General features: G+C 66.0%; 25 protein-coding genes. 11 read left to right on the top strand and 14 right to left on the bottom strand.

The annotated features are described in order from the left end of the window. Positions 1–25: 25 nt before the first annotated feature. From zapE to sdhC, 10 genes are all read right to left on the bottom strand, one after another. Positions 26–1,117, bottom strand: coding sequence for a cell division protein ZapE (gene zapE, locus IFT67_RS17695; protein ID WP_192239457.1), 1,092 nt, complete (start codon positions 1,115–1,117; stop codon positions 26–28). A gap of 97 nt (positions 1,118–1,214) precedes the next feature. Then, positions 1,215–1,667 carry a PaaI family thioesterase gene (locus tag IFT67_RS17690; RefSeq protein ID WP_056050230.1) on the bottom strand — a complete coding sequence of 151 codons (453 nt, stop codon included), beginning with the start codon at positions 1,665–1,667 and terminating at the stop codon, positions 1,215–1,217. A 122-nt stretch (positions 1,668–1,789) separates the two neighbouring features. Next, positions 1,790–2,584 carry a succinate dehydrogenase iron-sulfur subunit gene (gene sdhB / locus IFT67_RS17685; protein WP_056484561.1) on the bottom strand — a complete coding sequence of 265 codons (795 nt, stop codon included), beginning with the start codon at positions 2,582–2,584 and terminating at the stop codon, positions 1,790–1,792. A 133-nt stretch (positions 2,585–2,717) separates the two neighbouring features. Next, positions 2,718–3,299 (bottom strand): ClpP family protease, encoded by a 582-nt coding sequence (locus tag IFT67_RS17680; RefSeq protein WP_192239456.1) that lies wholly within the window; start codon positions 3,297–3,299, stop codon positions 2,718–2,720. A 60-nt stretch (positions 3,300–3,359) separates the two neighbouring features. Further along, positions 3,360–3,557, bottom strand: coding sequence for a type II toxin-antitoxin system HicA family toxin (locus IFT67_RS17675; RefSeq protein ID WP_192239455.1), 198 nt, complete (start codon positions 3,555–3,557; stop codon positions 3,360–3,362). A 6-nt stretch (positions 3,558–3,563) separates the two neighbouring features. Next, complete coding sequence (locus IFT67_RS17670) at positions 3,564–3,812, bottom strand: DUF1902 domain-containing protein (protein WP_121903550.1); 249 nt, start codon at positions 3,810–3,812, stop codon at positions 3,564–3,566. A gap of 204 nt (positions 3,813–4,016) precedes the next feature. Beyond that, complete coding sequence (locus IFT67_RS17665; RefSeq protein WP_192239454.1) at positions 4,017–4,292, bottom strand: hypothetical protein; 276 nt, start codon at positions 4,290–4,292, stop codon at positions 4,017–4,019. Continuing rightward, positions 4,292–6,094 carry a succinate dehydrogenase flavoprotein subunit gene (gene sdhA / locus IFT67_RS17660; protein ID WP_056047438.1) on the bottom strand — a complete coding sequence of 601 codons (1,803 nt, stop codon included), beginning with the start codon at positions 6,092–6,094 and terminating at the stop codon, positions 4,292–4,294. Before sdhA ends, IFT67_RS17665 begins: the two co-directional genes overlap by 1 nt. Then, positions 6,094–6,480: a succinate dehydrogenase, hydrophobic membrane anchor protein gene (gene sdhD, locus IFT67_RS17655; RefSeq protein WP_060524023.1), complete on the bottom strand. Its 387-nt coding sequence runs from the start codon at positions 6,478–6,480 to the stop codon at positions 6,094–6,096. The genes sdhA and sdhD overlap by 1 nt, the downstream gene beginning before the upstream one ends. Continuing rightward, positions 6,480–6,890, bottom strand: coding sequence for a succinate dehydrogenase, cytochrome b556 subunit (sdhC, locus tag IFT67_RS17650; protein ID WP_274599155.1), 411 nt, complete (start codon positions 6,888–6,890; stop codon positions 6,480–6,482). The genes sdhD and sdhC overlap by 1 nt, the downstream gene beginning before the upstream one ends. Positions 6,891–7,112: 222 nt before the next feature. Here sdhC and IFT67_RS20895 point away from each other — a divergent pair, with 222 nt between their 5' ends. The 4 genes from IFT67_RS20895 (at position 7,113) to IFT67_RS17630 (ending at position 11,660) form a co-directional block, all read left to right on the top strand. Beyond that, positions 7,113–8,468 carry a methyl-accepting chemotaxis protein gene (locus IFT67_RS20895; protein ID WP_374956451.1) on the top strand — a complete coding sequence of 452 codons (1,356 nt, stop codon included), beginning with the start codon at positions 7,113–7,115 and terminating at the stop codon, positions 8,466–8,468. An 18-nt stretch (positions 8,469–8,486) separates the two neighbouring features. Further along, positions 8,487–9,851 (top strand): methyl-accepting chemotaxis protein, encoded by a 1,365-nt coding sequence (locus IFT67_RS17640; RefSeq protein WP_244647489.1) that lies wholly within the window; start codon positions 8,487–8,489, stop codon positions 9,849–9,851. A gap of 194 nt (positions 9,852–10,045) precedes the next feature. Next, on the top strand, positions 10,046–10,735 hold the full coding sequence (locus IFT67_RS17635; RefSeq protein ID WP_192239452.1) for an SDR family NAD(P)-dependent oxidoreductase: 690 nt from the start codon (positions 10,046–10,048) through the stop codon (positions 10,733–10,735). Further along, positions 10,725–11,660, top strand: coding sequence for a 50S ribosomal protein L11 methyltransferase (locus IFT67_RS17630; RefSeq protein WP_192239451.1), 936 nt, complete (start codon positions 10,725–10,727; stop codon positions 11,658–11,660). The genes IFT67_RS17635 and IFT67_RS17630 overlap by 11 nt, the downstream gene beginning before the upstream one ends. Positions 11,661–11,887: 227 nt before the next feature. Here the strand turns inward: IFT67_RS17630 and phhA are convergent, their stop codons facing one another. Then, entirely contained in the window at positions 11,888–12,757 is an 870-nt protein-coding gene (phhA, locus tag IFT67_RS17625) for a phenylalanine 4-monooxygenase (RefSeq protein ID WP_192239450.1), read from the bottom strand. A gap of 22 nt (positions 12,758–12,779) precedes the next feature. Between phhA and IFT67_RS17620 the strand changes: the two genes are divergently transcribed. Then, positions 12,780–13,445, top strand: a complete 666-nt coding sequence (locus IFT67_RS17620) for a TIGR02117 family protein (protein ID WP_192239449.1) — start codon at positions 12,780–12,782, stop codon at positions 13,443–13,445. 237 nt (positions 13,446–13,682) lie between these two features. On the opposite strand, the gene IFT67_RS17615 is transcribed toward IFT67_RS17620, so the two are convergent. After that, the gene (locus tag IFT67_RS17615) at positions 13,683–13,961 is read right to left on the bottom strand and encodes a hypothetical protein (RefSeq protein ID WP_192239448.1); all 279 of its coding nucleotides are present in this window, start codon (positions 13,959–13,961) and stop codon (positions 13,683–13,685) included. Then, positions 13,962–14,966, bottom strand: coding sequence for a glycerophosphodiester phosphodiesterase (locus IFT67_RS17610; protein ID WP_192239480.1), 1,005 nt, complete (start codon positions 14,964–14,966; stop codon positions 13,962–13,964). 141 nt (positions 14,967–15,107) lie between these two features. On the opposite strand from IFT67_RS17610, the gene IFT67_RS17605 reads away from it, so the two are divergent. The 6 genes from IFT67_RS17605 (at position 15,108) to IFT67_RS17580 (ending at position 22,931) form a co-directional block, all read left to right on the top strand. Then, complete coding sequence (locus IFT67_RS17605; RefSeq protein WP_082441359.1) at positions 15,108–15,671, top strand: 2Fe-2S iron-sulfur cluster-binding protein; 564 nt, start codon at positions 15,108–15,110, stop codon at positions 15,669–15,671. Continuing rightward, positions 15,668–16,648 carry an FAD binding domain-containing protein gene (locus IFT67_RS17600; protein WP_107952046.1) on the top strand — a complete coding sequence of 327 codons (981 nt, stop codon included), beginning with the start codon at positions 15,668–15,670 and terminating at the stop codon, positions 16,646–16,648. Before IFT67_RS17605 ends, IFT67_RS17600 begins: the two co-directional genes overlap by 4 nt. A gap of 2 nt (positions 16,649–16,650) precedes the next feature. After that, positions 16,651–18,882: a xanthine dehydrogenase family protein molybdopterin-binding subunit gene (locus IFT67_RS17595; RefSeq protein ID WP_192239447.1), complete on the top strand. Its 2,232-nt coding sequence runs from the start codon at positions 16,651–16,653 to the stop codon at positions 18,880–18,882. Positions 18,883–19,100: 218 nt separating this feature from the next. Beyond that, complete coding sequence (locus IFT67_RS17590; protein ID WP_192239446.1) at positions 19,101–21,305, top strand: molybdopterin cofactor-binding domain-containing protein; 2,205 nt, start codon at positions 19,101–19,103, stop codon at positions 21,303–21,305. A 98-nt stretch (positions 21,306–21,403) separates the two neighbouring features. Then, positions 21,404–22,327 (top strand): XdhC family protein, encoded by a 924-nt coding sequence (locus IFT67_RS17585; protein WP_192239445.1) that lies wholly within the window; start codon positions 21,404–21,406, stop codon positions 22,325–22,327. Then, positions 22,314–22,931 carry a nucleotidyltransferase family protein gene (locus tag IFT67_RS17580; RefSeq protein WP_192239444.1) on the top strand — a complete coding sequence of 206 codons (618 nt, stop codon included), beginning with the start codon at positions 22,314–22,316 and terminating at the stop codon, positions 22,929–22,931. Before IFT67_RS17585 ends, IFT67_RS17580 begins: the two co-directional genes overlap by 14 nt. Here IFT67_RS17580 and IFT67_RS17575 read toward each other — a convergent pair. Then, positions 22,906–24,114, bottom strand: coding sequence for an ABC transporter permease (locus IFT67_RS17575; protein WP_056060727.1), 1,209 nt, complete (start codon positions 24,112–24,114; stop codon positions 22,906–22,908). The genes IFT67_RS17580 and IFT67_RS17575 overlap by 26 nt on opposite strands. Positions 24,115–24,158 lie beyond the last annotated feature (44 nt).

Raw genomic sequence — 24,158 nt, 5'->3', positions numbered from 1 at the left:
CAAGTGGTTCGCATGTGCAATAAGGTCAGAGGTGGCCTTCGGCGAGATAGTCCTCGGACCGCATCTCTTCGAGGCGGCTGATCGTGCGGTCGAACTCGAACCTGCCGTCGCCGCTTTCGTAGAGGTCGCCGGGTTGCGCATTGGCGGCGGCGAGGAGCTTCACCTTGTGCTCGTACAGCGCGTCGATCAGCGCCACGAAGCGCGCGGCCTCGTTGCGGTTTTCGGGGCCGAGCTTGGGGATACCGACGAGGATGACGGTGTGGAATTTCCGCGCGATGGCGAGATAGTCGGCCACGCCGCGGGCTTCTCCGCACAGCTTCTTGAAGCTGAACACCGCGACGCCCTTGAGCGATTTCGGCACCCGCAGCGTGCGGCCCTGGACGATGAGGTCCTCGGCCGGAACGTGCTCGCTATCATCGGTCGAGAAGTCGGTGAGGCGGAAGAACGCGGCGGAGAGTTGCGCGGTCGCCTCGGGGCCGTTGGGCACGAGCCATGTGTCCTGGCTGCCGAGCCGGTCGCGGCGATAATCGACGGGGCCGTTGAGCGGGAGCACGTCGAGGCGCTGTTCGATGGTCGCGATGAAGGGCAGGAAATGCTCGCGGTTGAGGCCGTTCTTATAAAGATCGGCGGGCGGGCGGTTCGAGGTGGTGACGATCGTCACGCCGGAATCGAGCAACGACGTCACCAGCCGCGAGAGGATCATCGCGTCGGGGCTGTTGGTGACCATCATCTCGTCGAACGCGAGCAGGCGCGTCTCGTCGGCGATCGCGGTGGCGACGGGGACGATCGGGTCGCCGACTTCCTTGCGACGCTCGGCGGCGATACGCGCGTGGACCTCGAGCATGAACTCGCCGAAGTGGACGCGGCGCTTCTTTTCAACGGGCGCGTTGGCGAAGAACAGGTCCATCAGCATCGACTTGCCGCGGCCGACCCCGCCCCAGAGGTAGACGCCGCGGGGGTCTGGTTTCTTGGAGAAGCGGGCGAAGAAGCCGGTGGATTTGGGGGTGGCGAGTTCGGTGGCGAGGGTGTTGAGGCGCGTGGCGGCGGCGGCTTGTTCGGGGTCGGGGCGGAGTTCGCCTGACGCTACGAGTGCCTCATAGGCTTTGAGTACCGTCATTTCCGTTCCCCCGCGCAGGCGGGGGCCCAGGCCCCCAGGCGTTGTGTATCTGACTCCTGGCCTCCCGCGTGCGCGGGAGTCCAGTGAGGCGCCGGTGCTATCTGGCAGTCGGCTTGCGGATCGTGGCCGAGAAGGCGGCGATCTTGGTTTCGTCGTCCCCTTGCACCACGAGGCCCCGGAGGAACAAGAGGCGGCCGGTTTCCTTGAGCACCTCGACCTGCGCCTCGATCGGTTCGCCTACTCGGCCGCCGCCGATGAACTGCGTGTTGAGATCGAGCGTGACTGCGGTGCCAGCGGTGATCAGGCCGAAACCTCTTGCGGCTGCGAACAGGGCTACATCGATGAACGCGAGCAGCGCGCCGCCGTGGACGTTGTTCTGGAGGTTGGAGTGGCGATGCTCAGGAGTGATGCGGACGCGGACGGTGTGGCCGTCGACGCGGTAGAGCATGGGGCCGAGCAGCGTGTTGAAGCGGGTGGGGTCGGAAAGCGACCAGCTTCGCCAGCCTGGGTTGGCGGGGTCTTCGGCTTCGACGAAATGGGGGGTGGTCAACAACCTGTCCTTCGATACGCCGCTTCGACAAGCTCAGCAGCTACTCAGGACGAACGGAAATTTATACCCCCCGTTCGTCCTGAGTAGGGACTGAGCGAAGTCGAAGGCCCGTATCGAAGGGATCAGACGATCCGTTCGGCTTCCATCTTCTTGATCTCGGCGATCGCCTTGGCGGGGTTCAACCCCTTGGGGCACGCATTCGCGCAGTTCATGATGGTGTGGCAGCGATAGAGGCGGAACGGATCCTCGAGTTCGTCGAGGCGCTCGCCGGTCATCTCGTCGCGGCTGTCGGCGAGCCAGCGATACGCCTGCAACAGGATCGCCGGCCCCAAGAACTTGTCGGCGTTCCACCAGTAGCTCGGGCACGAGGTCGAGCAGCAGGCGCACAGGATGCACTCGTACAGGCCGTCGAGCTTCGAGCGGTCTTCGGGCGACTGGAGGCGCTCCTTGCCCGAGGGCGGCGGGGTGACGGTCTGCAGCCACGGCTTGATCGACGAATATTGCGCGTAGAAATGCGTGAAGTCGGGGACCAGGTCCTTGATCACGTCCATGTGCGGCAGTGGCGTGATCTGGACCTCGCCCTTGCAATCCTCGATCGCGGTGGTGCAGGCGAGACCGTTCTTGCCGTTGATGTTCATCGAGCACGAGCCGCAGATACCCTCGCGGCACGAGCGGCGGAAGGTGAGCGAGGAATCCTGCTCGCTTTTCATCTTGATCAGCGCGTCGAGCACCATCGGGCCGGTATCGTCGAGATCGAGCGCGAACGTGTCGTAGCGCGGGTTCTCGCCGCTGTCGGGATCGTAGCGGTAGACCTTGAACGATTTCAGACGCTTGCTGTCCCCCGAACCCTGGCTCGTAGAGGCGTGCTTGACGCCCTTCTTGACGACGCTGTTTTTCGGGAGCGAGAATTCGGCCATTGCGAGCGGTCCGTCCGTGGTGTGATTATAGGTTGTCAGAGCCGATACATGACAGGGGCCCTCCCCGCAAATCCTTAGCTTCGCGGGTGCAACATGCGTCACACCCGCTGTCGCGTTGCCTGCTTGCGCCGGGTCAGATGATGTCGAGGACGAGCCCGAGGTCGCGCGCTTCCTCGGCTTCGATGTACCAGTTGGAGGGGGCCTTCTTCTTGAGATCCTCGAGCGACACCTTCGAGCCCTCGACGATCGCGCGGAAGCCTTCCTCCTGGATGTTGATCGAGTCCTCGATCTCGTGGAGCTTGGCCTTGAGCGTATAGGAGAGCGTATTGAGCGGGCCGTTGAGTTCGATCGTGCTCTGCATCTGGCGCTCGTGGATCATGATGCGGCTGTTGCGGGTGAGGAAACGGCTGTCGACCGGGAAAGCGGACATGAACGTCGCGCCAGCGGAATAGACCGCGACCTTGCCGAGGAAGAGCGTCTCGCGGCCGGTGTACTCGCGGAGCAAGCGGATGTTGTCGCCCATCGCGCGGGCGACTTCGGGGTCGCCGCCGAGCGTGGTGATCGAGACGACCAGCGGGCCTTCGGTGGGCGCGGCGACGAGTTGCGACTTGAAAGTGTCGTACATCGCGTCGTCGACGGGGCCGTGGAGGTGGATGTGGGGGGCGGCCAGCAACGGGTAGTTGCGGGCGTTCGAAGCGGGGGATGTGTCGGTCATGCCGCGGCAAACTTTTGCGGGGGCGGTGGGTTCCGGATGACGGGACAAAAGCCGGGGAGCTTAAAGCTTCGTTGTAAGGCCTGCCTGTTTCAGGATGGCGTTGGCCGTGTGGCGGGACAGGATCGTGCCGTCGACGACGACCGGTCGTGCCGCATGTGGACTGCGCCAGATTTCGTGATCGCCCTTGCCGCTGCGCACGAAGGTGCATCCGTTCGCTGTGAGGATATCGCGAACCTGCGCGGCATATCCTCGGACCATGATGCGTTAGGCCGCGATCTCGAAATCGCGTTCATGGTGCGCGATGATCCGGATGCGGTGCGGGCCGGCGAGGCGCGTGGGATCGGCGATATCGTCTGCGTGGATATCGAGAAGGTCGGGCAGCATAGCCGCGGCTTTTTCGACGAGTGCTTCGAGCGTGGCGGCGTCGGCAGCGAAACCGGGGATGTCGCCGTCTACCGAATACCAGACGCTGGCTTCGGGGTCGTAGTCTGCACGGATCGTCCAGTGCGCCATGTCCAACCTCGTCTTTCCGCGGATTGCTGGGGTTGGTGTACGCGGGAATGCCCGTCGGCGCCACAAGTGCGGTTTTACCGGGTCGGATGCGGACTACACCCAACAGCCGTTCTCCTGCGAACGCAGGAGTCCAGGGTAACGGAGCGAGGCGTTTGTGATCCTGGGCTCCTGCGTTCGCAGGAGAACGGGACTTTGGAACAACGCTTAGTTTGCCTGCTTAGCCGTGCGCTTGTACTGTAGGATCCAGCCTACCAGGCCGCCCGGCACGCCGCCGACGAGCGAGAAGAGCGCGTAGAAGGTGATCGCGATCTTTTGGGGTTCTTCGCCGACACCGCGGGGTTCGATGGCGAAGACGTAGATCGCGGTCAGTAGCGCGACGACCACCGGCCATAGGAAGCCGGCGATCATCGGTTGGAAGCGCGTCAGGAGCCCCACCGCGACGGGCACCAGGAACCCGATCGCGATGATGGCCCAGGTCATTAGTATACCCGCTTCTTGGGCTTGATGTAGTCGATGTCGTCGGTGAGCGTGTAGTCGTGGACCGGGCGGAAATCGATCTTGGTCTCGCCGCCCTTGCCGCCCCAGCCGTTGAAGGTGGTGATGGTGTGCTTCATCCAGTTCGCATCGTCGCGCTCAGGGAAATCCTCGTGCATGTGCGCGCCGCGCGATTCGGTGCGGTTGGCCGCCGAGTTCATCGTCACGACTGCCTGGCCGATCAGATTGTCGAGCTCCATCGTCTCGACCAGATCGGTGTTCCAGATCATGCTGCGATCCTTCACGGCGACGTCGGTCATCCGGCTGTAGATCCCGGCCATCTTCTCGACGCCCTGGTTCAGCAGCTCGGTGTCGCGGAACACCGCGCAATGCTTCTGCATGGTCTGCTGCATGTCGAGGCGGATCTGCGCGGTCGGCGAACCGCCCGACGCATTGCGGAAATGGTCGAGACGCGTCAGCGCGAGATCTTCCGAGCCCTTGGGCAGCGGCGCGTGCGCGGTGCCGGGCTTCAGCGTGTCCTTGATCCGCAGGCCGGTCGCGCGGCCGAACACCACGAGATCGATCAGGCTGTTCGAGCCGAGGCGGTTGGCGCCGTGGACCGAGACGCACGCGGCCTCGCCGACCGCGAACAGGCCGGGGACGACCGCATCGGGGTTGCCATCGACGAGGTTGACGACCTCGCCGTGGAAGTTGGTCGGGATGCCGCCCATGTTGTAATGCACGGTCGGCGTGACCGGCAGCGGCTGGCGCGTGAGATCGACGCCGGCGAAGACTTTCCCAGTCTCGGTGATGCCCGGCAGACGCTCGGCGAGCACCTTCGGATCGATGTGATCGAGATGCAGGAAGATGTGGTCGCCGTTCTTGCCGACGCCGCGGCCTTCACGCATTTCGAGCGCCATCGAGCGGCTGACGACGTCGCGCGAGGCGAGGTCCTTTGCCGACGGGGCATAGCGCTCCATGAAGCGCTCGCCCTCGGAGTTGGTCAGGTAACCGCCCTCACCGCGTGCGCCCTCGGTGATGAGAACGCCCGCGCCGTAGATGCCGGTCGGGTGGAACTGGACGAACTCCATGTCCTGCAGCGGAAGGCCGGCGCGGAGCACCATTGCGTTGCCATCGCCGGTGCAGGTGTGCGCCGAGGTCGCCGAGAAATAGACGCGACCATAGCCGCCGGTCGCTAGCACGGTCTGATGGCTGCGGAAACGGTGGATCGAGCCGTCTTCCATGCACAGCGCGATGACGCCGCGGCAGACGCCGTTCTCCATGATCAGGTCGAGCGCGAAATACTCGACGAAGAAGTCCGTGTTGTACTTCAGGCTCTGCTGATACAGCGCGTGGAGCATCGCGTGGCCGGTGCGATCGGCGGCGGCGGCGGTGCGCTGGACCGGGGGGCCCTCGCCCATGTTCTGCATGTGGCCGCCGAACGGACGCTGATAGATCGTGCCGTTCTCGTTACGGCTGAACGGCATGCCGGCGTGTTCGAGCTCGTACACAGCCTGCGGGGCCTCGCGGCAGAGATACTCGATCGCGTCCTGGTCGCCGAGCCAGTCGGATCCCTTGACGGTGTCGAACATGTGCCAGGTCCAGTGGTCCGGCGAGTTGTTGCCAAGGCTGGCGGCGATGCCGCCTTGGGCTGCAACGGTATGCGAGCGGGTCGGGAAGACTTTGGTGATGCACGCGGTCTTCAGGCCGCTCTCGGCGATGCCCATCGTCGCGCGCAGGCCGGACCCGCCGGCACCGACGACGACCGCATCATAGGTATGATCGATGATCTTGTAGGCAGCTGACATTACGCGGGAGCTCCGGAGAAGGCGACCTTCAGGATCGCGAACAGGGCGATGCCGCCCAGCGTGAAGGTGAACAGGTTGAGGAGGATCATCGTCACGACACGGCTCTCGTCGTGCATGTAATCCTCGATCACGACCTGCAGACCGAGACGGAAATGATAGAAGACCGAGAGGATCAACAGCGCCATCGGCACTGCGACCCAGGCCGATTGCAGCCAGAGGTGGACCGCGGCGTAATCATAGCCGGGCATCCGCGCGACGGAGATCATCAGCCACAGCATGAGGAACAGGTTCGCGCCCGCCGTCAGGCGCTGCTGCCACCAGTGATGCGCACCATGCTTGGCGCTGCCCAGGCCGCGGACGCGACCGATTGCCGTACCCGAACCCATTACTTGATCCCCATGTAGAGCCAGAACACGACCGTCAGCGCTACGCTCGCGACCATCGTCGCGATCGCGCCCATCTTGTTGCGCTTCAGTTCGTAGCCGGCGCCAGTGTCGAGCACGAAGTGGCGGATGCCGGTCATCATGTGCTGGAACAGCGACAGCGTCAGCCCGACCGCGACGATATAGCCGAGGATGTTGAGCCGGCCCGTCTCGGTGGTGAACACGTCGACGAAGGTCGCATAGGCCTGATCGCCCGCGGCGATCGCGGCGAGCCACCAGACGAGCAGCAGGCTGCCGACGGTCGCCATCCCGCTGCCGGTCACGCGGTGCAGGATCGAGACCAGCATGTGCGGGCCCCATTTATAGACCTGCAGATGGGGAGAAAGCGGGCGTGCCGGATTGCGCGATGCCAAGGGCGGAGTCCTCGATCGTAAAAAAGATGGTTGGGCCGACCTATTAGACTCCGCGTGCTGCGATGCAACCCATTGGCCGCCCATCTGTAACCCAAGGCAATCGCGTGTTACCCGCGTCGAGGTCGCGCATGGCCAGCGAAGATTACCATCGATCCCTAACCAGCTCTTAAACAATAGGCGGTAGCGCTGGACGGGCAAAACCCGATTTCGGAGTCCACCGCCTTGACCAAAGACCTGCCGACGCTCGGCTCGATCGCCGCCACCGTCGACATCCCGGCGCGGCTGCGGGTGTTCGATTTCGATGGTTCGCTGGCAGTGGCGAGCCGCGAAGTGTGGGACGCGCTCGAGCCCGAGATCGCGATCGTCTCGAAAGCGTATTGGGAACAATGGCTTCGGTGCTTCGCGGACGAGCGTCTCTGGGCGCCGAGCGAGACCGAAAAGATGATCGAGATCGGCTGCACGTTCCTGAGAAACCGGTTTCTGGATACCGCGGGCCGGGCCTGGATCGAGTCGGTCGAGCGGTCGGTCGCCGCGGCCTATGCGGCGGACGTGTCGCCGATGGCGCTGCTGTCCATGATCAGCGCGAGCGACCGGGCCGCGCTTGACGTGCTGATGCGCCGGGTCGACCGCGAGGGCGTCAAGCTGCCGCGCTACATCGACACGCTGATGCGGCTGTCCGCGCTGGAGGGCGAGATCACCGTCGCGATCTACAACAATTACCGTGCGCACTCCGCCCAGGTCGGTCGCGATACGCTGGCGGCGGAATTCCGCGACGGCATCGCGGCGATGGTCGAGACCGCGACCAACGAGGGACATACGTTGCGCGAACAGGCGGTCCGAAGCTCGGCATCGACTCGCGCGGTGCTGGGCAAGGCGAGCGAGGTCGCCGCGGCCGCCGAACAGTCCGCCGTGGCGATGCGCGAGGCGGCGCAGACCGCCGCCGGGCTGATCCGGGCGATCGAGGATGCGCGGACCGAGGTGGAAGCCGCGGCAGAGATCGCCAACCGCGCGTCGGTACAGGCGGGTGAAGCCGTCGGCATGTCGGAGGCGCTGAGCGATCATGCGAAGTCGATCGAATCGATCCTCAGCCTGATCCGCGATATCGCCGGTCAGACGAACCTGCTCGCGCTGAACGCGACGATCGAGGCGGCGCGCGCAGGCGATGCGGGCCGCGGGTTCGCCGTCGTCGCGCAGGAGGTGAAGAGTCTGGCCAACCAGACCGCGCGCGCGACCGACGACATCGCCGCCAAGATCGCCGCGATCCAGTCCGCCACCCGCGGCACGGTCGAGACCAATGCCAGCATCAAGGCGACCGTCACCGAAGTCCAGGAATCGGCCGATCGCATCCGCTACGCGATGGAGGCGCAGGCGCAGACCGTGACCGCGATCACCGCCGCGGTCGACGAAACCGCGCTTGCGGCCGATTCGATGTCGACGACGATCGCCGCGATCCGCGAGGATACCGAGACCGTCGCGAGCGAGATCGACGGCGTCGGGCGCGGCTTCGACGTGCTCGATGGACGGCTGAGCAATCTGAAGAACAGCGCCGGCGATTTCGTCGCCAAAGTCGCTGCATAACGAGCCTTGGGAGAGGTCATGACTGCGGATACCGCGCTGGCGACGCCAATGCGTTCGGCCAGATCGCTGCGCGAGCGCGTTGGCGTCTATGATTGGGACGGGCTGATCGCGCCGGCCTGCGCCACGCTCAGCGCGTTGCTCGACGAGGACGATCACCGGCGGATCGGCGAGATGTTCTGGCGGCATTATCTGTCGCTCGACGCGGTGCGCCATATCGCAGCGCAGATCACACCCGACCGGCTCGAACGGCGGATCGCCCAAAGCGCGGTCTATGCGCGGATGCGGTACCTGTCGCCGTATGACGAGGCGTGGGAGGCGATGGCGATCGACCATGCGGAGAGTTCGCGCCAGTCGGGTATCCCCCTGCCCGCGCTGCTGTCGGCCGCCGCTTTCGCCCATAGCGCGACGCTGAACCTGGTCGTCGACCGCCTCGGCACCGATACCGCGGCGATGCGGGTCGTGGCGGATGCGGTACAGCGGCTCGCGCTGATCGAGGCGGACATCATGGCCTCGTATCTCGGCGCGACCGACACCGAGGCGGCACGCGCCGAACGGGGCACGCGGGCATCCGACTTTCGCAAGCGCATCGCCGCGTCGATCGAGGATACCGCCGCTCTGGGCGCGCGGATCCGCGTGCAGGCAGCGGCGGCATCGTCCTCGACACGCGGCGTCCTGAGCAAGGCGAGCGAGGTCGCCGCGGCCGCGGAACAATCGGCCCTGGCGATGCGCGAGGCGGCGCAGACCGCCGCCGGGCTGATCCGGGCGATCGAGGATGCGCGGACCGAAGTGGAGGCCGCGGCAGAGATCGCGACCCGCGCCTCGGCGCAGGCGGGCGAAGCGGTCGGCATGTCGGAGACCCTGAGCGAGCATGCGAAGTCGATCGAATCGATCCTCGGGTTGATCCGCAGCATCGCGGGGCAGACCAACCTGCTGGCGCTCAACGCGACGATTGAGGCGGCACGAGCGGGCGATGCCGGGCGCGGCTTCGCGGTGGTGGCGCAGGAGGTGAAATCGCTGGCCAACCAGACCGCGCGCGCGACCGATGACATTGCCGGCAAGATCGCTGCGATCCAGGCGGCGACGCGCTCGACCGTCGTGACCAACGCGTCGATCAAGTCGACGGTCGCGGAGGTGCAGGAGAGCGCCGACCGGATCAGGTTTGCGATGTACGCGCAGGCGCAGACCGTCACCGCGATCACTGCAGCGGTCGACGAGACGGCGCTGGCGGCGGACGCGATGTCGACGACGATCGCCGCAATCCGCCAGGATACAGAAGGGGTAGCGGTCGAGATTGATCAGCTCGGGCACGGCTTTTGCGCGGTGGACGACAAGCTGGGTGTGCTGCGCGGCGCGGCGGACGGGTTTTCGGCTAGCGTGGCTTGAGGGGCGCTGGGAGGGAGTAATGGGTTCGCGCGGAGGCGCGGAGACGCGGAGGGTCTGGCGGAACCGGAGGTTCTTCAACACTCTCGTCGTTATACGCCCACTGACAGCCCCTTCTCCGCGGCTCCGCGTCTCCGCGTGAACCATTCCTTCTTCGGCTTGGTGACGGATACGGCCTGCGGCGCTAGAGCGCTGGCATGACTATTCTTCTTACCGGCTCCAGTCGCGGTATCGGCGCGGCTATTCGTGCGGCGCTGACCGACGCGGGCGCCTCCGTCATCGGGCATGGGACCGCTAGCGGTATTCCGGCTGATTTTGCCGATCCTGCGGGCCCGACTGCGTTGTGGAACGCTGCGTTGGAGCAGGCTGGCGGCGCGATCGATGTGTTGATCAACAATGCGGGGGTGTTCGAGGCGGCGCCGCTTGGGGATGACGACTGGACCGCGCAGTGGGAGCGGACGATGCGGATCAACCTTACCGCGTCGGCTGAGCTTTGCCGGTTGGCGGTGCTGCATTGGCAGGCTCGGGGTGTCGGTGGGCGGATCGTCAATATCGCGAGCCGGGCGGCGTATCGCGGGGATTCGCCGGCGCATTGGCATTATGCCGCGTCGAAGGCGGGGATGGTGGCGATGACCAAGACGATCGCCCGGGGGTATGCTCGGGAGGGCATCCTCGCATTCGCGGTGTGCCCGGGCTTCACGATGACCGGGATGGCGGAGGATTATCTGTCGAGCCGTGGCGGCGATGCGTTGCTGGCGGATATTCCGCTCGGGCGGGTTGCTGCACCTGACGAGATCGCGGCGGCGGCGAAATTTCTGGCATTGGAGGCGCCGGCTTCGATGACGGGGTCGGTGATCGACGTGAATGGGGCGAGTTATGTCCGATAGTTGGAAGCTCACCCTCCCCTGCACGCGGGCGGAGGCGGAGGCGATCGACGCGAGCGACGATCTGACGATCGACGGCGTGTTGATGACCACCGAGGAGATCGAGGACGATGTCGAATCGTGGCGGCTCGATGCGTATTTCGAGCTTGAGCCGGCGGCGGATACGGTCGCGGCGGTGCGCGCGCTGGTGCCGAGTGCGGCGGGGGCCGCGATCGCGGTCGAGCGGTTGGGGGATGCGGACTGGGTGACGATGAGCCAGGCCGGGCTGGAGCCTTTGTCGGTCGGGCGGTTCTTCGTGCACACCGGCGCGCATGCGGGCGCGGTGCCGGCGGACAAGCGGGCGTTCCTGATCGAGGCTAGTCGGGCGTTCGGGACGGGGCATCATGAGACGACTAGCGGGTGTCTGGCGATGCTCGATGGGTTGGCGGATGCTTCGTTTGCGAACGTGATCGATATCGGGACGGGGACGGGGTTGCTGGCGTTTGCGGCGGCGCATCTTTGGCCTGCGGCCAAGGTGATGGGGACGGATATCGATCCGGTCTCGATCGATGTGACGGCTGAGAATGCGGCGCTCAATGGGGTCGAGGGGATCGATCTCGTTGTGGCGGACGGTACACTGGACGATGCGATCGTGGTTCGGGCGCCGTATGATCTGGTGATCGCGAATATTCTGGCGGGGCCGCTGGTGTCTATGGCGCCGGAGATTGCGTCTATTTCGGATGTCGGGGCGACGATCGTGCTGGCCGGGTTGCTGGAGACTCAGCGGGCTGGGGTTGTCGCGGCGTATGAGGCTTGCGGGTGTTCGCTCAAGGCGGTCGACCGGCGGGGGGATTGGAGTGTGCTTCGGTTGCGCGCTGGGGCGGAGAGGTTTGTGGCGGAGGGGCCGTTTGATCCCAAGGGGCGTGATGGGTGGGCGTTGGATATTTGAGCGCTGCGGATTTCTGAGGGCTGCCCTGCCCCAGCAGGTTGTTCCCCCGCGAAGGCGGGGGTCCAGTCTGGGCCCCCGCCTTCGCGGGGGAACAAGAGGGTGCCGCCCTCACCTCACTTCTGGCTCCACCCCGGCGGAGGCCGGGGCCCAATTGGGATGGCGGTGCGGCTCTACTTCGGAGGTTCGCCCAATTGGGCCCCGGCCTTCGCCGGGGTGGTGCTTCTGGTTTATGCGCTGAGTTTCGCGTTCGCGTACTCCTGCGTGCCCTCGGTAATCACCACATCGCCCGGCTCGATCCGCGCGACCGGGATATTCGGGAGCGCCTTCAGTTCCTCGTACAACGGCGCGAAGTCGGTCTCTACCGTCAACCGCAGCAACTCTTCGAAGCTCGGGATGACGAAATAGTTCTGCTGGAAATCGTCGATCCGGTATTCGGTCCGCATCACGCGAGCGAGGTCGAGCGCGATGCGGTTGGGGCTCGGGTCGTCGAGAGCGAAGCGGGTTTCCGCGTAGCTGGAAACGATCCCCGAGCCGTAGATGCGCAGGCCTTCGGGTTCCGCGATCAGGCCGAACTCGACCGTGTACCAGTAGAGCCGGCCGAGATATTTCAACGCGTCTAGCCCGAGCGCGCGCTGGCCGCCGCGGCCGTAGGCGGCGAGGTAGTCGGCGAAGACCGGGTCGGCGAGCATCGGCACGTGGCCGAACACGTCGTGGAAGACGTCGGGTTCCTGGAGGTAGTCAAGCTGGTCGGGGCGGCGGATGAAGTTGCCGGCGACGAACCGGCGGTTGGCCATGTGGTCGAAGAACACGTCATCGGGGACGAGGCCGGGGACCGCGACGACCGACCAGCCGGTGAGCTTGGTCAGGCGTTCGGACAGTTCCTCGAAATCGGGGATGCCGGGTTTCGACAGCTTCAGCACATCGAGCCCGCGCAGCCACGCATTCGACGCGCGGCCGGGGAGCAGCTTCGACTGGCGCGCGAACAGCGTGTCCCAGGTCGCGTGATCCTCCGCGGTGTAATCCGCCCAGTTCTGCGGGATCGTCCAGTCGGGCGCGCCTTCGGGCGGGGTGCTCAGCACATGTGTGTCATTGGCCATGCGGCTGGTCTAGCATGACGGAATGAAGACGGAAACGCGTTGGGTTAAGTCGATTTTATGGGCGGTCGCGGCGGTGTTCGGGGTGGTCGCGAGCTATGCGGTGGCGGGGCTGGTCGGCGGGTCGATCCCGAGCAATCGCGACTGGCGGGCGCCCGCCGAGGGCGTGCATATCTTCGTCGAGAGCAACGGCGTGCATACCGGGATCATCGTGCCGAAGGTGGCCGCCGGGGTGGACTGGCGCGAGGTGGCTCGGGCGGAGGATCTGCGCGATCCGCGGTATGGCGCTTTCGATCATGTGTCGTTCGGGTGGGGGGAGAAAACGTTTTATCTGGAGACGCCGACCTGGGCGGACGTGAAGCTGCGGACCGTGGTTGCTGCCGCGACCGGCAGTACGCGGACGTTGATGCATGTCGATCATCTGCCGAGGCCGCGGGCGGGGGACGGGGCTCGGGAGATCGTGCTGACGTCGGCGCAGTATCTGCGGCTGGCGGCGTATATCCGGGCTAGCTTTCGGGATGGGGGTGCGCGGTATCGGGGGTATGCGGGGTATGATGCGTTTTATGAGGCTGACGGGCGGTATAGCGGGGTGCGGACGTGTAATGCTTGGACGGGGGATGCGCTTCGGTTTGCGGGGGTTCGGGTTGGGGCTTGGACGCCGTTTCCGGTTACCGTGATGGGGTGGTTTTGAGGGGCTGAGTGTGGCCCGAAGCTTGTTCTCCCGCGAAGGCGGGAGTCCAGACTGGGCTCCCGCCTTCGCGGGAGAACAAGGAAGTCAGGGCGACCTGAGCTAGCCACCACCCCGGCGAAGGCCGGGGCCCAGTCGGTAAGCAGTGGTAACAGCGCGCAGTCCGTCGTCAGCGACGTCCCCCAACTGGGCCCCGGCCTTCGCCGGGGTGGCGGTAGTTTGGTGGTATTGGGGAGCCGCTCAGTTTCCCGCGCGGTAGCCTTGGTACTGGCCGCATTCCGAGCGCTGTTGATCCTTCTTGCAGCGCTTCGCGAGTTCCTTGCGCTGCTTGCCCTCTTCGGCTTCCTGCTTGCGCATCTTCTTGCCGTAGTTGCGGTCCGATTCTTCCTGACTGGTCGTGCTCCAGTCGACCGCTTTGCCGGCGACCTGGAAGGGTGCCTTCACGATCGACGTTGCGGTGCTGATGCAGCCACTTACGAGGAACGGCAGTACCGCGAGTACGGGGAGGACTTTACGCATTTACTTCACTCCTGCACGCGACCGATCACGCGCTTGGGCTCCGTATAGCGGAAAGTCGGTGAAGAAACCGTCGATACCTTGTGCAAGCCCTGCGTCGATCTCCGCGGCGATGTCGCCGTGCGCGGCGGGGTCGGTGCCGCGGCGGAAGCGGGTCGGTTCGAAATAGTTTTCGGCGCGGTATGTCCAGGGGTGGACTCGCAGGCCCGCGGCGTGCGCGTCGGCGACCAGGGTCGTCGGGGTTGCGTCGGTCCAGAGCATGCTCTTGTTCGGGCCAATGCCGTAGGCGTAGGCGGCGACCGCCTTAAAGCCTTCGGGCGTGATCATCGCCGCGTAGCTCGGCTGCGCGCCATCGGCGGGACCGCCCTCCCCGTCCATGAGCTGGATCAGGCGGACTTTCGTCATCTTGTGAAGGCGCTGGAGATTGGCGACCTCGAACGACTGGATGAACACGGGCGCCTTAGCCGAATCCCAGCCGGCCTCGCGCAGTTCGGCGACCAGCTTCGCGTCGGTCGGGTGGCCAATCTTCGCAAAATAGGTCGGGTGCTTGGTCTCGGGATAGATGCCGATCGTCCGGCCCGTCTCGGTCGTGCGGCGCTTGGCGAGCGCGATGATCTCGGCGAGCGTCGGGATCTGGAACTGGCCGTCATACGCCGTGTTCGCAGGGCGCAGCTTGGGCAGGCGCTCCTTCGCGCGCAGGGTCTTCAGTTCGGCGAGCGTGAAGTCCTCGACGAACCATCCGGTCATCGTCTGGCCGTCGATCGTCTTGGTGGTTTTCCGCGCGGCGAATTCGGGGTGATCGGCGACGTTGGTCGTCTCCGCGATGTTGTTCTCGTGGCGCGCGACGAGGACGTCGTCCTTGGTCGGCACCAGATCGGGCTCGATGAAGTCCGCGCCCTGGTCGATCGCGAGCGAATAGGCCGCCAGCGTGTGCTCGGGTCGGAGCCCGCTCGCGCCGCGGTGCGCGATGACGATTAGGGGCGACAATCGGGGAGAAGCTGGCGTCATCGCAACAGCTTGCCCGCTCAGCGCTATGAACGCCAGCGTACCAACACGTGAGAGCTTGTCGCAATAGGAAACGATCGGGCGCATCGGCGTTAAGTCCTCGAAATCCGTACATTCCCGGCACATTCAACCAGGGGCACCGCCATGCATTTCACGATCAATGGTCAATCATATGACGCTGAGCCCGATATTCGTACGTCGGTGCTCGACCTGTGCCGCGAGCATCTCGGGCTGACGGGCTCGAAGAAGGGCTGCGACCATGGCCAGTGCGGCGCGTGCACGGTGCTGATCAACGGTCGCCGCGTCAATTCCTGCCTGACGCTCGCGGTAATGCATCAGGACGACGAGATCACGACGATCGAGGGGATCGGCCAGCCGGGCAACCTTCACGCGTTGCAGGATGCGTTCGTGCGGCACGACGGCTATCAGTGCGGCTACTGCACGCCGGGGCAGATCTGTTCGGCGGTCGGCATGCTCGACGAGGTCAAGAAGGGCTGGGCCAGCCATGCGTCGGGCGACCTGACCGATCCGAAGTTCGACGACGCCGAGATTTCGGAGCGCATGAGCGGCAACCTGTGCCGCTGCGCCGCGTACCCGAACATCGTCGATGCGATCCGTGAAGTCGGTGGTGCCGAGCCCGCAGGCCGGACTGCGGACGAGAAGGATGCCGCGATGGAAGCCAACGCGCGCGGGGAGCTGGTGGCATGAAGACCTTCACGTACGAGAAGCCCGCGACGCCCGAGGCAGCGGTCAAGGATATCGATACGAGCGGCGCCAAGTTCATCGCGGGCGGCACCAATTTGCTCGACCTGATGAAGTTGCAGGTCGAGACGCCGGACAAGCTGGTCGACATCTCGCGGCTCGATCTCGCGAAGATCGAGGAGCGCGAGGATGGCGGGCTGACGATCGGTGCGCTGGTGCCGAACAGCGATCTCGCCGCCGATCGCCGGGTCGTTGCCAAGTACGAAGTGCTGAGTCGGGCGTTGCTGGCGGGTGCTTCGGGGCAGTTGCGCAACAAGGCGTCGACCGGGGGCAATCTGCTCCAGCGGACGCGGTGCTATTATTTCTATGACACCGCGGCGGCGTGCAACAAGCGCGAGCCGGGCAGCGGCTGCTCGGCGATCGGTGGCTTCAACCGCATCCTCGCCGTGCTGGGGACGAGCGAGCATTGCATCGCGACGCACCCGAGCGACATGGCGGTGGCGATGCGCGCGCTCGACGCGACGATCGTGACGCTGAAGGCGGATGGCGATCGTCGGCGGATCTCGATCCACGACTTCTATCGCCTGCCGGGCGATACGCCGCAGATCGAGAACGCGCTCGAAGCGGGTGAACTGATCACGCACATCGAGCTGCCGGCACCGGTCAAGGGCAAGCAGGAGTACCGCAAGGTGCGCGATCGTGCATCGTATGCGTTCGCGCTCGTCTCGGTGGCGGCGATCGTCGATGTGCAGGACGGCGTGATCGCGTCGGCCTCGCTCGCGTTCGGCGGGCTCGGGCCGATGCCGTGGCGCAATCCGGCGGTCGAGGCGGCGCTGGTCGGCAAGGCGCCGTCCGATGCCGTGTTCGAGGCTGCGGCGACCGCGCTGCTGGCCGACGCCAAGGGCTATGGCTCGAACGACTTCAAGATCCCCCTCGCCCGTCGCACGCTGATCGCGACGCTGCGCAACGTCACGGGAGCATAAACATGTTTGGTCTTGGCACTACGAATAGCCTGACGATGGACAAGCCGCATCCGGACAGTCTTCTGGATACGGGCGTCCAGGGCGTCATCGGCAAGCCGCTCGACCGGATCGACGGGCCGCTGAAGGTCACCGGGACCGCGACCTATGCCGCGGAATACCAGTTCGCGAAAATGGCGTATGGCGTGCTGGTCGGGACGAAGATCTCGGCGGGCAAGGTCGTTTCGATCGACGTCGACGCGGTGAAGGCGATCCCCGGCGTGATCGACGTCGTCACCGATTTCGACCAGTTCATCCGCGTCTCGGCGCAGGGCGGCGCTACCGACGCACCGACGCAGGGCGTGAAGGACATCGCGTTCTTCGGCCAGATCGTCGCGATCGTGCTCGCCGAGAGCTTCGAGGTCGCGCGTGATGCGGCAGCGCGTCTGCCGATCGAGTATGACGAGGCTGAGGGCCAGTATGATTTCGCCGCGCACCGCGACGAGACACGAACCCCCCCGGACGACGCGACGCCCGCGCATTTCAAGCAGGGCGACGTCGACAAGGCGATGGCCGAGGCGGCGGTGACGATCGATTCGACCTATGTCACGCCGAGCCAGAATTCGGCGGCGATGGAGCCGCACGCCTCGACCGCGGTGTGGGAAGAGGATGGTTCGCTGTCGCTGTATGGCGCCTACCAGATGCCGACCTCGGACGCGCAGCAGCTGGCGAAATCGCTGGGGCTGTCGGAGAAGAAGGTGCGGATCATCGCGCGCTATATAGGCGGCGGGTTCGGGTCGAAGCTCGGCATCGCGCCCGAGAGCGTTGCGGCGGCGATCGCGGCGAAGCAACTTGGCCGTCCTGTCAAGGCAGTGATGTCGCGCCCGCAGGTGTTCGAGGCGACCGTGCGGCGGTCGAATACCGAGCAGCATGTCCGGCTCGCGGCGGATGCGGACGGCAAGTTGCTGGCGATCGGCCACGAGACGCTGACCTCGAACCAGCCGACCGAGGATTATTTCGAGCCTGCGGGTATCGGCACGCATCTGCTGTACGGCGGCGAGAACCGGCTGATCACGCATGAGGTGGTCGACCTGAACTTCGTGCTGTCGGGCTCGATGCGTGCGCCGGGCGAGGCGGTCGGGATGCTCGCGCTGGAAGGCGCGATGGACGAGCTGGCCGAGAAGCTCCAGATGGATCCGATCGAGCTGCGCAAGCGCAACGATCCGAAGATCGATCCTGAAAAGGACGTGCCCTATTCGTCGCGCAACCTGACGCGTGCGCTCGACGAGGGTGCGAAGAAGTTCGGCTGGGACAAGCGCCGGAAAGCGGGCACGCGCCGCGAGGGCGAGTGGCTGATCGGCATGGGCGTCGCCTCGGCGGTGCGCGGCAACATGATGATGGAATCGTCCGCCAAGGTCGAGATCCATCCGGACGGCTCGGCCACGGTGTCGTCGGCGATGACCGATATCGGCACGGGCAGCTACACGATCCTGGCGCAGATCGCGTCGGAGATCCTGGGCATCTCGGTCGAGAACATCACGATGTCGCTGGGCGATACCAACGATCCTCCGGCAGCTGGTTCGGGCGGGTCCTGGGGTGCGGCGTCTTCGGGGACTGCCGTGTATCTCGCGTGCGAGATGCTGCGCGGGAAGCTCGCCAAGGCGGCGGGCGTCGACGAGGACGGCCTGACGCTGAAGGACGGCAAGGCGATCGGCGACAATCGCTCGACGCCGATCGGCGAGCTGGTCGGCACCGGTCTCGAGGCTACCGGGCATATCAAGCCGGGCAAGCAGGAGAAGGAGACGACGCAGGCCGGGTTCGGCGCGCATTTCGCGGAGGTCGCGGTCAACGTGATCACCGGCGAGACGCGGGTACGGCGGATGCTCGGGTCGTTCGCGGCGGGGCGCGTGCTCAACGCGAAGACCGCGCGGTCGCAGTGCCTTGGCGGGATGACCTTCGGGATCGGCACCGCGCTGACCGAGGACCTCGTTCACGACACGCGGACCGGCAAGCTGGTGAACCACGATCTCGGCGAATATCACGTGCCCGCCAATGCGGACGTGCCGCAGATGGACGTCCACTTTGTCGACGAGCGCGACATCCATGCGAATCCGATTCACGCGAAGGGGATCGGTGAGCTGGGGATCTCGGGCGCGGGTGCTGCGGTGGCGAACGCGGTGTATAATGCGACGGGGATTAGGGTGCGGGAGTTCCCGATTACGCTGGATAAGTTGCTGGATCAGTTGCCGGCTGTTTGAGGCAAGGCTGAGTAAAGCTCAGCGCCTGTAAAAGTTACCCCCCCGGCGGGGGCCGGGGCCCAATTGGGAAGGCTTTGATAACGGAGAATTGTTCTCCGTTACTCTCGTCCCCCAATTGGGCCCCGGCCTTCGCCGGGGTGGTGTTGAGAGGATGCGTGGCGCCCTCGTCAAACGCCCCCGCCCTACCCATATCCTTCCCTCCACCCGAGGACCGCAGAATGAACGAATACGTGATGGATGCGGCGTTTCGGCCGGGTGGTCTCGACCGCGCGAAGCAGGGCGTTCTCGGGCTCGGGCTCGACCGGATCGAGGGACCGGCGAAGGTCACGGGCGTGGCGGACTATGCGTATGAGGGCACGCCCGACGGCATCGCCTACGCTGCGATCGTCGGCACGCCGGTCGGCAGCGGGCGCATTCTCGGTATCGACGTGAGCGCGGCCGAGGCACTGCCCGGCGTCATCGCCATCATTCATAACGACCCGCGCATGCCAGCCGGCGAGTCCAATTCGCGGGCGATGCCGCTGTTCGATACCGACGTCATCCTCCACCTCGGCCAGCCGGTCGCGATCGTCGTCGCGGAGGACCAGGCGATCGCGCGCGATGCCGCCGCGCTGGTCGTGGTTCGCACCGAAGCGGGCGAGGATCGGTTCGACGTCGAAGCGCAGCCGGTCGATACCGCGCCGAAAATCGGCTTCCTGCCGCCGATCGACAATGGCGATCTCGACGCGGTGATGGCCGACGCGGCGGTGACGTTCGACCGGACCTACACGACGCCCGTGCATTTTCCCGCCGCGCTGGAACCGCACGCGACCACCGCGTGGTGGGAGGGCGACAAGCTGACCGTGCGGTCGAGCAATCAGGTGATCGGTGGTGCGCGCAAGACGATCGCCAAGGCGCTGAAGATCGACGTGGACAAGGTGCGCGTGCTGGCGCCGTATGTCGGCGGTGGGTTCGGGGGCAAGACCGGCGTGGGTCCGGAAGCGATCCTCGCGGCGATCGCGGCGGAGGTCGTCGGGCGGCCGGTGAAGGTCGCACTGCCGCGTCGCCAGACCGCGTACATGGTGCATCACCGCTCGCACACGACGCAGCGGATCCGGATCGCCGCCGACGCAAACGGCGTGATCCTGGGTATGGGGCATGAGAGCGTCGTCGCGCAGAACGACGATGGCGAGTTTCTCGAGCCGGTGCCGTTCGGGACTCTGCCGCTGTACCGGGGCGACGCGCGGCGGTTCAAGACCGACCTCGTCCGCGTCGACCTGCCGGCGAGCGGTGCGGTGCGGGCGCCGGGCGAGGCTGTCGGGACGTTCGGCGTTGAGTGCGCGATGGACGAACTGGCCGAGCAGCTCGGGATCGATCCGATCGAACTGCGGCGGCGCAACGAGCCCGAGACCGATCCGGTGAGCGGCAAGCCGTTCTCCACGCGGCGGATGCTCGATTGCTATACGCAGGGTGCCGAGCGGTTCGGCTGGCCGGATACGGTGCCCGCGCCGGGGTCGGTGCGCGAGGGCGAATGGCTGGTCGGGATCGGCATGGCGGCGAGCCTGCGCGGCAACTTCACCGTCGAGGCGCAGGCGCGTGTGCGGCTGGAGGCGGATGGCCGCGCGACGGTCGAGTGCGACATGACCGATATCGGCACGGGGACGTACACCATCCTCGCGCAGACCGCGGGCGAGATGCTCGGGCTGCCGGTGGCCGAGGTGAACGTGCGGCTCGGCGATACCGACTTCCCGCCGAGCGCAGGCTCCGGCGGGTCGTTCGGCGCGGGCAGCGCGTGTTCGGCGGTGGTGCTGGCGTGCGATGATATCCTTGGCGAACTGGCGCTCAGGATGAATGCCGCGCCCGAGGATCTGAGCCTGCACGATGGCTGCGTGAGTGCTGGCGGTCGGTCGGTGAAGCTGGCGAACCTCGTCCGAGGCGAACCGATCGTGGCGATGGGCAAGACCGGGCCGGGTGCCGAGAGCAAGCGCACCAGCCAGGCGAGCCACGGCGCGCACTTTGTCGAGGTTGCGGTCAATGCGGTGACGGGCGAGACGCGGGTGCGGCGGATGCTGGGCGTGTTCGATGTCGGGCGGGTGCTCAACCGCAAGACCGCGACGAGCCAGATCACCGGCGGGATGGCGTGGGGGATCGCCTATGCGCTGAGCGAGGAGGGCATCGTCGACACGCGGACGGGGGCGTTCGTGAACCCCGATTTCGGCGAATATCATGTCGCGGTGAATGCCGACATTCCGCAACTCGAAGTGCATTTCATCGAGGAAGTCGACACGTCCGCGAACCCGGTTGGGGCGAAGGGCGTTGGCGAGCTTGGGATCTCCGGCGCGGGGGCTGCGGTGGCGAATGCCATCTACAACGCGACGGGCGTGCGGGTTCGGGACTTTCCGGTGACGCTCGACAAGCTGCTGGCTGGACTACCCTCCTTATAAGCGCTGTTCCCCCGCGCAGGCGGGGGGCCAGGATACCAAACGGAGCGTTCGTGGCTCCTGGGCTCCCGCCTTCGCGGGAGAACGAGAAGAGAGAAGACATGGCCGAAAACGATAGCGTGCTCGCTGCTGCGAAGACCTGGAAGGGTGAGAAGATGGCGATCGCCACGGTCGTCTCGACCTGGGGATCCGCGCCGCGGCCCAAGGGGAGCCACATGCTCGTCCATGCCGATGGGCGGTTCGAGGGATCGGTCTCCGGCGGGTGCGTCGAGAGTGACATCCTCGCTACCGCTGCGGACGTGATCGCGGGTGCGCCGTTCCAGGTGCGCAACTACGGCGTCGCGGATGCGGCGGCGTGGGAAGTCGGTTTGCCGTGCGGCGGCGAGATCGCGGTGATGGTGCAGCCGGTGTCCGCCGAAGGGTTCGATCCGGAGCTGTTCGACCGGATCGCCGATGCGCGCGACCAGGGCGATGCGCTGACGGTGACGACCGACCTCGCGACCGGGCACAGCGACGCGCGGCCGTTGGAAACGGGCGAGGTGTTCGTCAATCGCTACGATCCGCCGCGCCGGCTGCTGATCGTCGGCGCGGTGCAGATCGCGCAGGCGCTCGCCGGGCTGGCGCGCGAACTCGGGATCGAGACGGTGGTGATCGATCCGCGCGCGCGCTTCCTGACGGAGGAACGGTTTCCGGGCGTCACGCTCGACGATCGCTGGCCGGACGAGGCGATCGCCGCGCTCCGTCCCGGTCCCTCGACCGCGGTCGTAACGCTGAGCCACGACATCAAGATCGACGACCCTGCGCTGATCGCGGCGCTCGCGTCCGATGCCGCTTATGTCGGTGCGCTCGGCAGCCGCAAGAGCCATGCGGCGCGGCGCGAGCGGCTTGCTTCGGAAGGCGTTACGGCGGAGAACATCGACCGGATCGATGCGCCGGTCGGGCTCGACATCGGCGCGATCGGACCATCGGAAATCGCGCTGTCGGTGGCCGCGGCGATGATAGGAGCGTTCAATGATCGCCGCTGAAAACGTCTTCCTCATACTGCTCGCCGCGGGCCGCTCGGAGCGGTTCGGCATCCCGAACAAGCTCGAGGTGCCGTTCCTCAACAAGCCGCTCGGGATGCACGTCGTCACCGCGTTCGAGAACATTCCGTTCAAGCGCCGGCTGGTGGTCACCGACGGCTGCAAGCTCGACTTCGTCAGCCATCATTTCGAGGTGGTGCATAACGACGATCCGTCGTCGGGCATGTCGCAATCCGTGAAGCTCGGCGTGCAGTGCGCCAAGGACGAGGGCGCCGAGGCGGTGCTGATCGCGCTGGCCGACATGCCGCGCGTGACCGCGGCGCATATCTACCGGATGCTCGATGCCGCCGACAGCGCCGACGCGGTGGTTGCGTCGAGCGATGGCGAGAAGCCGAGCCCCCCAGCCCTGTTCGGGCGCGATCGGTTCGATTTCCTGCTGACGCTGGACGGCGATGCGGGCGCGCGCGACCTGGTAAAGGCGGGGCGGCACGTCGTCACCGCGCCCGCCGAGCTGATCGATATCGACACGCCCGAGGATCTGGACCGGCTGCAGGCGCTGGTCCGCGATCCCAAGGCGGCGATCACTCGTGCCTTAACGCGTCGATAGGGTTCATCGCCGCCGCGCGTCGTGCCGGGAAGTAACCGAAGACCACGCCAATAACCGCGGAGATCGCGAACGCGAAGATGTTGATCTCGGGCACGAACAGCCACTGAACCTTGATCAGCGGCGCGATGATCGCGATCGCCGCCTGCGCGACGATCAGGCCGATGACGCCGCCGAGGCACGACAGCGCGATCGCCTCGACGAGGAACTGTAACAGCACTTCGCGCGCGACCGCACCGATCGCGAGACGGATGCCGATCTCGCGCGTGCGCTCGGTCACCGACACCAGCATGATGTTCATGATGCCGATCCCGCCGACCACCAGGCTAATCCCGGCGACCGCGGCGACGATGCCGGTGAGCAGGGTCGTGGTCCCGGTGAGGGTGTCCGAAATCTGCTTGGTATCGAAGATGTTGAAGTCGTCGGGCTTGTCGCCGGTGATGGTGCGGCGTTCGCGGAGCAGGTCGGTGATCCCAGCCTGCACGGTGCTGGTCGAGAAGCGCTCGTCGACGCCGACCAGCATCAGGCGGATATCGCGGTTGCCGGTGAAGCGGCGCTGGACTGCCTTGATCGGCATGACCACCGTGTCGTCCTGATCGCCGCCGAACCCGGCCTGGCCGCGCGTGGTCAGCACGCCGATCACGTCGCAGCTGATCGGTCCGATACGGAAACGGTGGCCGACCGGATCGCCGCCGGGGAACAGGTTTTTCGAGACGGTATTGCCGATGATGCAGACCGCGGCACCGGCGCTTTCCTCGACCGGCGTCCAGCGACGGCCCGAGGCAAGCGGCCATGGCTGAACCTGGAAGATGGCGTCGGTGGTGCCGTTGATCGTGGTCGACCAGTTGGCGCCTTCGTAGATCGCGGTGGCGGTGGCGCTTGCCTGCGGCGCGACCGCGGTGACGCCGGCGATCTGGTTGGCGATCGCGGCGACGTCCTCGGGCTTGAAGTCGGGCGGACGCGGGCCGCCGCCGCCGCGACCAAAGCCCTGGCCGGGGCGGACCTGGAGGATGTTGGTGCCGAGCGCGGAGATCGACTGCTGCACGGCGGCGGTGGTCGCCTTGCCGAGCGTGACCATCGTCACCACCGCGCCGACGCCGATGACGATGCCGAGGATGGTGAGGAACGACCGCAGGAGATGGCGGCGGATCGAGCGGAGCGCGAGGACGAGGGTTGTGCCGAACATTAGCGCGTCGCTCCGGTATCGAGGACGCAGTCTTGCTGCTCCCC

Origin of the sequence: Sphingomonas sp. CFBP 13728, assembly GCF_014841895.1 — a bacterium.
In the GTDB taxonomy this organism is placed as follows: domain Bacteria; phylum Pseudomonadota; class Alphaproteobacteria; order Sphingomonadales; family Sphingomonadaceae; genus Sphingomonas.
Note: the sequence above shows the minus strand (reverse complement) of the source record. Positions and strands in the feature narration are given on the sequence as shown.

Excerpts from the sequence above, each read along its gene's own strand:
- IFT67_RS17635 (WP_192239452.1), top strand. The coding sequence starts at position 10,046 with ATGACTATTCTTCTTACCGGCTCCAGTCGCGGTATCGGCGCGGCTATT.
- sdhA (WP_056047438.1), bottom strand. The coding sequence starts at position 6,094 with ATGTCAGCTGCCTACAAGATCATCGATCATACCTATGATGCGGTCGTC.
- IFT67_RS17605 (WP_082441359.1), top strand. The coding sequence starts at position 15,108 with ATGCATTTCACGATCAATGGTCAATCATATGACGCTGAGCCCGATATT.
- sdhD (WP_060524023.1), bottom strand. The coding sequence starts at position 6,480 with ATGGGTTCGGGTACGGCAATCGGTCGCGTCCGCGGCCTGGGCAGCGCC.
- IFT67_RS17670 (WP_121903550.1), bottom strand. The coding sequence starts at position 3,812 with ATGGCGCACTGGACGATCCGTGCAGACTACGACCCCGAAGCCAGCGTC.
- IFT67_RS17665 (WP_192239454.1), bottom strand. The coding sequence starts at position 4,292 with ATGACCTGGGCCATCATCGCGATCGGGTTCCTGGTGCCCGTCGCGGTG.
- phhA (WP_192239450.1), bottom strand. The coding sequence starts at position 12,757 with ATGGCCAATGACACACATGTGCTGAGCACCCCGCCCGAAGGCGCGCCC.
- IFT67_RS17585 (WP_192239445.1), top strand. The coding sequence starts at position 21,404 with ATGGCCGAAAACGATAGCGTGCTCGCTGCTGCGAAGACCTGGAAGGGT.
- IFT67_RS17680 (WP_192239456.1), bottom strand. The coding sequence starts at position 3,299 with ATGACCGACACATCCCCCGCTTCGAACGCCCGCAACTACCCGTTGCTG.
- IFT67_RS17610 (WP_192239480.1), bottom strand. The coding sequence starts at position 14,966 with ATGACGCCAGCTTCTCCCCGATTGTCGCCCCTAATCGTCATCGCGCAC.
- sdhB (WP_056484561.1), bottom strand. The coding sequence starts at position 2,584 with ATGGCCGAATTCTCGCTCCCGAAAAACAGCGTCGTCAAGAAGGGCGTC.
- IFT67_RS17590 (WP_192239446.1), top strand. The coding sequence starts at position 19,101 with ATGAACGAATACGTGATGGATGCGGCGTTTCGGCCGGGTGGTCTCGAC.
- IFT67_RS17620 (WP_192239449.1), top strand. The coding sequence starts at position 12,780 with ATGAAGACGGAAACGCGTTGGGTTAAGTCGATTTTATGGGCGGTCGCG.
- IFT67_RS17630 (WP_192239451.1), top strand. The coding sequence starts at position 10,725 with ATGTCCGATAGTTGGAAGCTCACCCTCCCCTGCACGCGGGCGGAGGCG.
- IFT67_RS17640 (WP_244647489.1), top strand. The coding sequence starts at position 8,487 with ATGACTGCGGATACCGCGCTGGCGACGCCAATGCGTTCGGCCAGATCG.
- IFT67_RS17580 (WP_192239444.1), top strand. The coding sequence starts at position 22,314 with ATGATCGCCGCTGAAAACGTCTTCCTCATACTGCTCGCCGCGGGCCGC.
- IFT67_RS17615 (WP_192239448.1), bottom strand. The coding sequence starts at position 13,961 with ATGCGTAAAGTCCTCCCCGTACTCGCGGTACTGCCGTTCCTCGTAAGT.
- IFT67_RS17675 (WP_192239455.1), bottom strand. The coding sequence starts at position 3,557 with ATGGTCCGAGGATATGCCGCGCAGGTTCGCGATATCCTCACAGCGAAC.
- IFT67_RS17575 (WP_056060727.1), bottom strand. The coding sequence starts at position 24,114 with ATGTTCGGCACAACCCTCGTCCTCGCGCTCCGCTCGATCCGCCGCCAT.
- IFT67_RS17595 (WP_192239447.1), top strand. The coding sequence starts at position 16,651 with ATGTTTGGTCTTGGCACTACGAATAGCCTGACGATGGACAAGCCGCAT.
- IFT67_RS17600 (WP_107952046.1), top strand. The coding sequence starts at position 15,668 with ATGAAGACCTTCACGTACGAGAAGCCCGCGACGCCCGAGGCAGCGGTC.
- zapE (WP_192239457.1), bottom strand. The coding sequence starts at position 1,117 with ATGACGGTACTCAAAGCCTATGAGGCACTCGTAGCGTCAGGCGAACTC.